The following is an 8,473-nucleotide window of genomic DNA, read 5'->3' on the forward strand; positions in this document are numbered from 1 at the left end:
GGATCTAGGGAGGATCTCCATGAAAGACGATGCCCAAACCGCCGCTGCCGGCACCTACCCGCCTTCGCCCGACTTCGTCAGAAACGCACATGTGGACGCTGCCAAGTATGACGAGATGTATGCCCGCTCGATCAGCGACCCGGAGGGGTTCTGGGCCGACGAGGCACAGCGGCTCGACTGGATGGCCCGGCCGACCAGGATCAAGAACACCAGCTTCGAGTTCGGCCGCGTCGATATCAAGTGGTTCGAGGACGGCGTGCTCAACGTCGCCTATAACTGCGTCGACCGCCACCTGAAGACCCGCGCCAACCAGACCGCGATCATCTTCGAGCCCGACAACCCCGAGGATCCCGCCCAGCACATCACCTATGCCGAGCTCTACGACAAGGTGAACCGCATGGCCAACGTCCTGCTCAGCCAGGGCGTGATGCGCGGCGACCGCGTGGTGATCTACCTGCCGATGATCCCAGAGGCCGCCTATGCCATGCTGGCCTGCGCCCGCATCGGCGCCATCCATTCCATCGTCTTCGCCGGCTTCTCGCCCGACGCGCTGGCCAACCGCATCAACGATTGCGGCGCCAAGATCGTCATCACCGCCGACACCGCCCCCCGCGGCGGCCGCAAGACCGCGCTCAAGTCCAACACCGACGCAGCCCTCCTGCACTGCTCGGACAAGGTCCGCTGCCTGGTGGTCAAGCATACCGGCGACCAGACCAGCTGGATCCAGGGCCGCGATGTCGACCTCAACTACCTCATGGAGCACGCCGCCCCCGACTGCCCGCCGCGCCCGATGAACGCCGAAGACCCGCTCTTCATCCTCTACACCTCGGGCTCCACCGGAAAGCCCAAGGGGGTTGTGCACGCAAGTGGTGGATATCTGGTTTACGCCGCCCTCACCCACGAGGTTGTGTTCGATTACCACGACGGCGACGTCTACTGGTGCACCGCCGACGTGGGCTGGGTCACCGGCCACAGCTACATCGTCTACGGGCCGCTTGCCAACGGCGCCACCACGCTGATGTTCGAGGGCGTGCCGACCTATCCCGACGCCAGCCGCTTCTGGGAGGTTTGCGACAAGCACAAGGTCAACCAGTTCTACACGGCGCCGACCGCGCTGCGGGCGCTGATGGGCCAGGGCGACGGCTTCGTCGACAAGTGCGACCTGAGCTCTCTCAAGCTGCTCGGCACCGTCGGCGAGCCCATCAACCCCGAGGCCTGGAACTGGTACAATGACAAGATCGGCAAGGGAAAATGCCCGATCGTCGACACCTGGTGGCAGACCGAGACCGGCGGCCACCTGATGACCCCCCTGCCCGGCGCCCACGCGCTCAAGCCCGGCTCGGCGATGAAGCCGTTCTTCGGCGTCAAGCCGGTGGTGCTCGAGCCCAGCTCCGGAGAGGAGATCCACGACGTCCCGACCGAGGGCGTTCTGGCGATCGCCGACAGCTGGCCGGGGCAGATGCGCACCGTCTGGGGCGATCACGAGCGCTTCGAGCAGACCTATTTCCAGCAATATAAAGGCTACTATTTCTCCGGCGACGGCTGCCGCGTCGACGAGGGTGGCGATTACTGGATCACCGGCCGCGTCGACGACGTGATCAACGTCTCGGGCCACCGCATGGGCACGGCGGAAGTCGAATCGGCGCTGGTCGCCCATGCCAAGGTCGCCGAGGCGGCGGTGGTGGGCTACCCGCACCCGGTGAAGGGCCAGGGCATCTACTGCTACGTCACGCTGATGAACGAGGTCGAGCCGTCCGAGGAGCTCAAGAAGGAGCTGCGCACCTGGGTCCGCACCGAGATCGGCCCGATCGCCTCGCCGGACCTGATCCAGTGGGCGCCGGGCCTGCCCAAGACGCGCTCGGGCAAGATCATGCGCCGCATCCTGCGCAAGATCGCCGAGAACGACTACGGCGCCCTCGGCGACACCTCCACACTCGCCGACCCCTCCGTCGTCGACGACCTCATCGAAAACCGCGCGAACAAGGGATGATCTGAGATGGACGGACAAACCATCACCGCCGCCCCCGTGCTCATCCTTCTCGGCCCTCCGGGGGCCGGGAAAGGCACGCAGGCGCGCATGCTCGAGGATACGTTCGGCCTCGTGCAGCTCTCGACCGGTGACCTGCTCCGCGCCGCGGTGGCGCAGGGCACCGAGGCCGGCAAGCAGGCCAAGGCCGTCATGGAGGCCGGGGGGCTGGTCTCGGACGAGATCGTCATCGCCATCCTGCGCGACCGGCTCGCCGAGCCCGATTGCGCCAAGGGCGTGATCCTCGACGGCTTTCCGCGCACCACGGTCCAGGCCGAGGCGCTCGACCGGCTGCTCGCCGAGAGCAACCAGCAGATCGACGCCGCGATCAGCCTCGAGGTGGACGACGCCGCGATGGTGACCCGGATCTCGGGCCGCTACACCTGCGGCAATTGCGGCGAGGGCTATCACGACAGCTTCAAGCAGCCCGCCATGGCCGGTGTCTGCGACAAGTGCGGCGGCACCGAGATGAAGCGGCGCGCCGACGACAAGGCAGAGACCGTGGCCAGCCGGCTCGAGGCGTATCACGCCCAGACCGCGCCGCTGATCGGCTATTACGAGGAGAAAGGCGCACTCACGCGGATCGACGCGATGGGTGCCATCGACAAGATCGCCGCCGATCTCGGCGCGATCGTGGAGGACGCGACGGCCCGCTGAGGGCCGCCGCAGGGCCGCGCCTCGGGACGGGGGCGGCCACAAGATATCAAGGAGAGGAGGGACCCGCTCATGGCGGATCATACATCGAGCGGCGAGGCCTATTGGAAGGCCAACCTGCGCATCATCATCGTAAGCCTCATCATCTGGGCGATCTGCTCGTTCGGCTTCGGCATCCTGCTGCGCCCGATGCTCTCGGGCATCACGGTGGGCGGCACCGACCTGGGCTTCTGGTTTGCCCAGCAGGGCAGCATCCTGGTCTTCCTGGCGCTGATCTTCTTCTACGCCTTCCGGATGAACAAGCTCGATAAAGAGCACGGCGTGGACGAGGAGTAAGGCTCATGGATCAGTTTACCATCAACCTGCTGTTCGTGGGCGCGTCCTTTGCGCTCTACATCGGCATCGCGATCTGGGCCCGCGCGGGCTCCACGTCGGAATTCTACGCCGCCGGCCGCGGCGTGCACCCGGTCACCAACGGCATGGCGACCGCCGCCGACTGGATGTCGGCAGCCTCGTTCATCTCGATGGCGGGCCTCATCGCCTTCGTCGGCTATGACAACTCTTCCTTCCTGATGGGCTGGACCGGCGGCTACGTGCTGCTGGCGTTGCTGCTTGCGCCCTACCTGCGCAAGTTCGGCAAGTTCACCGTTTCGGAGTTCATCGGCGACCGCTTCTACAGCCCGACCGCGCGCCTGGTGGCCGTGATCTGCCTGATCATCGCCTCGACCACCTACGTGATCGGCCAGATGACCGGCGTGGGCGTTGCCTTCGGCCGCTTCCTCGAGGTCGACAGCACCACCGGCCTGCTGATCGGTGCCGTGATCGTCTTCGCCTACGCGGTGTTCGGCGGCATGAAGGGCGTGACCTACACCCAGGTGGCGCAGTACTGCGTGCTGATCCTCGCCTACACCATCCCGGCGATCTTCATCTCGCTGCAGCTCACCGGCAACCCGATCCCGGCCCTCGGCCTGTTCGGCGACACCTCCTCGGGCGAGCCGCTGCTGGCGACCCTCGACGGAATCGTGACCGATCTCGGCTTTGCCGAGTATACCGCGCACAATGGTGACACCTTCAACATGGTGCTCTTCACCCTGTCGCTGATGATCGGCACCGCCGGTCTGCCGCACGTTATCATGCGCTTCTTCACCGTGCCGAAGGTGGCCGACGCACGCTGGTCCGCCGGCTGGGCGCTGGTCTTCATCGCCCTGCTCTACCTGACCGCCCCGGCGGTGGGTGCCATGGCGCGCCTCAACATCACCCAGCAGTTCTGGCCGGAAGGTGTCGAGGGTCAGGCCGTGTCGCTCGAGCAGATCGAAAGCGATGCAACCTATGACTGGATGCAGACCTGGCAGCAGACCGGCCTTCTGGGCTGGGAAGACAAGAACGGCGACGGCCGCATCCAGTACTACAACGATGCCTCCGACGCGATGGCCGAGCGTGCCGCGGCAGAAGGCTGGGAAGGCAACGAGCTTACCAACTTCAACCGTGACATCCTCGTGCTTGCCAACCCCGAGATCGCCAACCTTCCGGGCTGGGTGATCGGCCTGGTGGCCGCCGGTGGCCTTGCCGCCGCGCTCTCCACCGCTGCCGGTCTTCTGCTCGCCATTTCCTCGGCGGTCAGCCACGACCTCATCAAGGGCCAGTTCAATCCGAACATCTCGGAAAAGGGCGAACTGATGTCGGCACGTGTCGCAATGGCCGTGGCCATCGCGGTGGCGACCTATCTGGGCCTCAACCCGCCGGGCTTCGCGGCGCAGACCGTGGCTCTGGCCTTCGGCCTCGCGGCGGCGTCGATCTTCCCGGTCCTGATGATGGGCATCTTCACCAAGGTGAACAACAAGGGCGCCGTGGCCGGCATGCTGGCAGGCCTCATCGTGACCCTGGTCTACATCTTCCTGCACAAGGGCTGGTTCTTCATCTCGGGCACCAACTCCTTCACCGATGCGGATCCGCTGCTCGGCACCATCAAGTCGACCTCGTTCGGCGCGGTGGGCGCGATGATCAACTTCGCGGTGGCCTTCACCGTGTCGAAGATGACCGCACCTATCCCGCAGGAGATCAGCGAGCTGGTGGAAAGCGTGCGCGTGCCGCGTGGCGCGGGCGCAGCCCAGGACCACTAAGCTGCACGGGTCAGGCCGCGAGGCGGCCTTTCCCCTACCCTTTCATCCCGTCCCGCGCTACTCCGGGGCGGGATTTTCGTTTCCACCGTTCCGCCTGACCGGGAGAGCCGCCATGCCGATCGCACCCGAAGAGCTGCTCCGCTTCCTCAGCGGCGTCCCCCCGTATGACGCGCTCGAGGCCGATGCGCTGGAAAGCCTGGTGCCGCAATTCGTGCAGCGCCGCCTTCCGGCGGGCGAGCCGATCTATGCCTACGGCCACCCGCTCGAGGGGCTCTACCTGATCCATTCCGGCCAAGTGGAGATCCGCGACGAGAACGACGTCGTTGTCTCGCTGCTCGGGCCGCGCAACTCCTTCGGCGAGCGCGGGCTGGCGCGCGACGGCATCGCCGCCACCTCGGCCCGCACGGTCGAGGAGACGCTGCTCTTCATGCTGCCGGTCTATGCCTTCAACGAGCTGGTGCGAGAGCACCCAGCCTCGAAGCGCTTCTTCGACCGCTCGCGCGGGGCCAAGCCGCGCAAGACCGACCTCGCCCACAGCCGGGTCGAGACGCTGATGGCGCCGAAGCCACTCACCCTGCCCCCCTCTGCCACGGTGCAGCAGGCCGCCAAGGCGATGGCCGAGCGCCATGTCTCCTCGGTCTGCGTGACCGAGGGCGAGCGGCTGCTCGGCATCCTCACCATCCGCGACGTCTCGGGCAAGGTGGTGGGCGCCGGCCTGCCCTTCGACACGCCGCTCGCCCAGGTGATGACCGCCGATCCCATGACCCTGCCGCCTTCGGCCATCGGCTCGGACGTGCTGCACATGATGATGGAGCGCAATGTCGGCCACGTGCCGGTGAGCGAGGGCGGAAGGCTCGTGGGCATGGTCACCCAGACTGACCTCACCCGCTTCCAGGCGGTCAGCTCCGCCGAGCTGGTGGCCGAGATCGCCCGTGCCGAGAACCCCGCCCGCATGGCCGAGATCACCGCGCGCATCCCGCAGCTGCTGGCGCAGCTCGTGGCCAGCGGCAACCGACACGAGGTGGTGACGCGGCTGATCACCGACATCGCCGACACCGCCACCCGCCGGTTGCTGGCGCTTGGGGAAGAGACGCTTGGCGCCGCCCCGGTGCCCTATCTGTGGCTGGCCTGCGGCTCGCAGGGGCGGCAGGAGCAGACCGGCATCTCGGATCAGGACAACTGCCTGTTCCTCGACAACGCCGCCACCGAGGACGACATGCGCTACTTCGCCGAGCTGGCGAAATTCGTCAGCGACGGGCTCGACGTGGCGGGCTATTACTATTGCCCCGGCGACATGATGGCGACCAACCCGCAATGGTGCCAGCGCATCGGCACCTGGCGGCAGTATTTCACCAACTGGATCAAGAAGCCCGACCCCAAGGCGCAGATGCTGGCCTCGGTGATGTTCGACCTGCGCCCCATCGGCGGCACCAAATCGCTCTACGAGGAACTGCAGGCCGAGACGCTGGCGGCGGCGGCGAAGAACTCGATCTTCGTGGCGCACATGATCTCGAACTCGCTCAAGCATACACCGCCGCTGGGCCTGCTGCGCGGCTTTGCCACGATCCGCTCGGGCGAGCACAAGAACACGGTCGATCTCAAGCATAACGGCGTGGTGCCGGTGGTCGATCTGGCACGGGTCTACGCGCTGCAGGGCCAGCTTGCAGAGGTCAACACCCGCGCCCGGCTCGAGGCGGCGGTAGCGGCGGGCAAGCTCTCGGGCTCGGGCGGGCAGGATCTGCTCGACGCCTACGACCTGATCGCCGAGACCCGCCTCGAGCATCAGGCGGCACAGGTGAAGCGCGGCGAGGCGCCGGACAATTACCTCGCCCCCGCCGACCTGTCGGATTTTGAGCGAAGTCATCTGCGGGATGCCTTCGTGGTGATAAAGTCGCTGCAATCGGCCCTCGGGCACGGGCGCGGCATGCTGGGCTAGGGCCCGCTCTCTGGGAGGAGGACAGATGTTTCTGGAACTGATCGCGGTCTTCGTCGCCGGCTTTGCCGGTGCCGGGGCCATCATGCTGCTCAACAAGGTCTTCGGCGGCCGCCTGCCGCGCTGGCTGGCGCCGGTGGCCGCGGGCGTCGCGATGATCGCCACCACGATCTCGAGCGAATATGGCTGGTACGGGCGCACCGCCGAGGCGCTGCCCGAGGGCTTCACCGTAGCCTCGGTGCACGAGGCCCGCGCCTTCTACCGGCCCTGGACCTATGCCGCGCCGATGGTCGACCGCTTCATCGCCGTCGATCACGGCACCCGCCGTGCCAATAGCGAGACCGAGGGGCTGTATATCGCCGATCTCTACTTCTTCGCCCGCTGGCAGCCGGTGCAGTCGGTCGAGATGATGGTGGATTGCGTCAACCACCGCCGCGCCGATCCCGCGGGCGGCGATGGCGGCGACCCGGTCTGGCGCGAGGCCGGTGCCGACGATCCCATTGTCAAAGCGGTCTGCACCGCGCCGGAGGGCACCGCATGATCACCACCCTGAGCCTGCGGCTGCGGATCTTCCTGTTCTTCGTGCTGCTGGGGCTCGGCGGCAGCGTGGCGGTGGGCGGCGCGCTGTGGTTCGGCTACGCCCGCGCGCTCGACACCACCCCGGCCAACGGCTTCGTCTTTGCCGGCATCCTGTCGGCGCTGGCCCTGCTCGCGCTGACCGCCGCGATCTGGCTGCTGTTCGACGAAAACGTCGCCAAGCCGATCGAGAAGCTCGCCGCCGAGATGCGGGTGCGCGCCCATGCCGGCGTCGTCCGCGAGGTCGATCTTGCCTCCGCCCGCTATCTCGGCGATCTCGCCCATGCCGCCCACGCGGTCTCGGAGCGGCTCACCGACAGCACCATGGACACCGCGCAGAAGATCGCGCTCGAGACCGAACGGCTGGCGCATGAGAAGGAGCGCCTCACCGCGCTTCTGACCGAGATCCCGGTGGCGATGATCCTGGTGAACCCGCGGGGCCAGATCGTGCTCTATGACGGTCAGGCAGCGGAGGTGCTGGCGCAGCTGCACGTGCCGCGCCTCAACGCGCCGCTCACCGATTTCTTCGAGGCCAAGGGGCTCAACGCGGCGGTGAAGCAGCTGCACAAGACCGGCCACGAGGTCAGCTTCGTGGCCGAGGGCGTCGACGGGGCACAGAGCTACTCGGCACGGCTCAAGCCGATGGAGGGCGGCGGCTACATGATGGTGATCGACGGCGCCCAGACCCACATGGCCCCCGAGGCCGAGCGCCCGCTGGTCTATGATTTCGACCTGCTCACCCATGACGCCCCCGAGGCGGTCGAGGAGACGCCGCTCGCGGCGCTCAGCTATACCGTGTTCGACACCGAAACCACGGGGCTCCTGCCGCACAAGGACGAGGTGGTGCAGATCGGTGCGGTACGGGTGCTGAACGGGCGCATCGTGCCCGGCGAGGTGATGGATCAACTTGTCGATCCCGGCATCCCGATCCCGCCCAGCTCGACCAAGGTGCATCAGGTGAGCGACGCCATGGTGCGCGGGCAGCCCGACATCGCCGAGGCCGGGCGGCGCTTTCACCGCTTCGCCAAGGGTTCGGTGATCGTGGCGCATAACGCGCCCTTCGACATGGCCTTCCTCCGCCGCCACCGCAATCGCATGGGGGTCGAGTGGGATCACCCGATCCTCGACACGGTGCTGCTCTCGGCGGTGCTGTCGGGCCAGCTT

General features: G+C 67.0%; 7 protein-coding genes. All 7 read left to right on the forward strand.

Annotated elements, in window-relative coordinates; genetic code table 11:
* Positions 1 to 19: 19 nt before the first annotated feature.
* A complete protein-coding gene (gene acs / locus R2601_RS18540; RefSeq protein ID WP_007801129.1) occupies positions 20 to 1,990 on the forward strand; it encodes an acetate--CoA ligase in 1,971 nt (656 codons plus the stop codon).
* 6 nt (positions 1,991 to 1,996) lie between these two features.
* Entirely contained in the window at positions 1,997 to 2,683 is a 687-nt protein-coding gene (locus tag R2601_RS18545) for an adenylate kinase (RefSeq protein ID WP_007801130.1), read from the forward strand.
* A 69-nt stretch (positions 2,684 to 2,752) separates the two neighbouring features.
* Positions 2,753 to 3,016 (forward strand): DUF4212 domain-containing protein, encoded by a 264-nt coding sequence (locus R2601_RS18550; protein WP_007801131.1) that lies wholly within the window; start codon positions 2,753 to 2,755, stop codon positions 3,014 to 3,016.
* A gap of 5 nt (positions 3,017 to 3,021) precedes the next feature.
* Complete coding sequence (locus R2601_RS18555; protein ID WP_007801132.1) at positions 3,022 to 4,800, forward strand: sodium:solute symporter family protein; 1,779 nt, start codon at positions 3,022 to 3,024, stop codon at positions 4,798 to 4,800.
* A gap of 112 nt (positions 4,801 to 4,912) precedes the next feature.
* A complete protein-coding gene (locus R2601_RS18560; protein WP_007801133.1) occupies positions 4,913 to 6,736 on the forward strand; it encodes a putative nucleotidyltransferase substrate binding domain-containing protein in 1,824 nt (607 codons plus the stop codon).
* A gap of 25 nt (positions 6,737 to 6,761) precedes the next feature.
* Positions 6,762 to 7,274 (forward strand): hypothetical protein, encoded by a 513-nt coding sequence (locus R2601_RS18565; protein ID WP_007801134.1) that lies wholly within the window; start codon positions 6,762 to 6,764, stop codon positions 7,272 to 7,274.
* A partial coding sequence (locus R2601_RS18570; protein WP_007801135.1) for a 3'-5' exonuclease occupies positions 7,271 to 8,473 on the forward strand: 1,203 nt, incomplete at its 3' end. The genes R2601_RS18565 and R2601_RS18570, both read left to right, overlap by 4 nt.

Origin of the sequence: Salipiger bermudensis HTCC2601, assembly GCF_000153725.1 — a bacterium.
In the GTDB taxonomy this organism is placed as follows: domain Bacteria; phylum Pseudomonadota; class Alphaproteobacteria; order Rhodobacterales; family Rhodobacteraceae; genus Salipiger; species Salipiger bermudensis.

Excerpts from the sequence above, each read along its gene's own strand:
- acs (WP_007801129.1), top strand. The coding sequence starts at position 20 with ATGAAAGACGATGCCCAAACCGCCGCTGCCGGCACCTACCCGCCTTCG.
- R2601_RS18545 (WP_007801130.1), top strand. The coding sequence starts at position 1,997 with ATGGACGGACAAACCATCACCGCCGCCCCCGTGCTCATCCTTCTCGGC.
- R2601_RS18550 (WP_007801131.1), top strand. The coding sequence starts at position 2,753 with ATGGCGGATCATACATCGAGCGGCGAGGCCTATTGGAAGGCCAACCTG.
- R2601_RS18555 (WP_007801132.1), top strand. The coding sequence starts at position 3,022 with ATGGATCAGTTTACCATCAACCTGCTGTTCGTGGGCGCGTCCTTTGCG.
- R2601_RS18560 (WP_007801133.1), top strand. The coding sequence starts at position 4,913 with ATGCCGATCGCACCCGAAGAGCTGCTCCGCTTCCTCAGCGGCGTCCCC.
- R2601_RS18565 (WP_007801134.1), top strand. The coding sequence starts at position 6,762 with ATGTTTCTGGAACTGATCGCGGTCTTCGTCGCCGGCTTTGCCGGTGCC.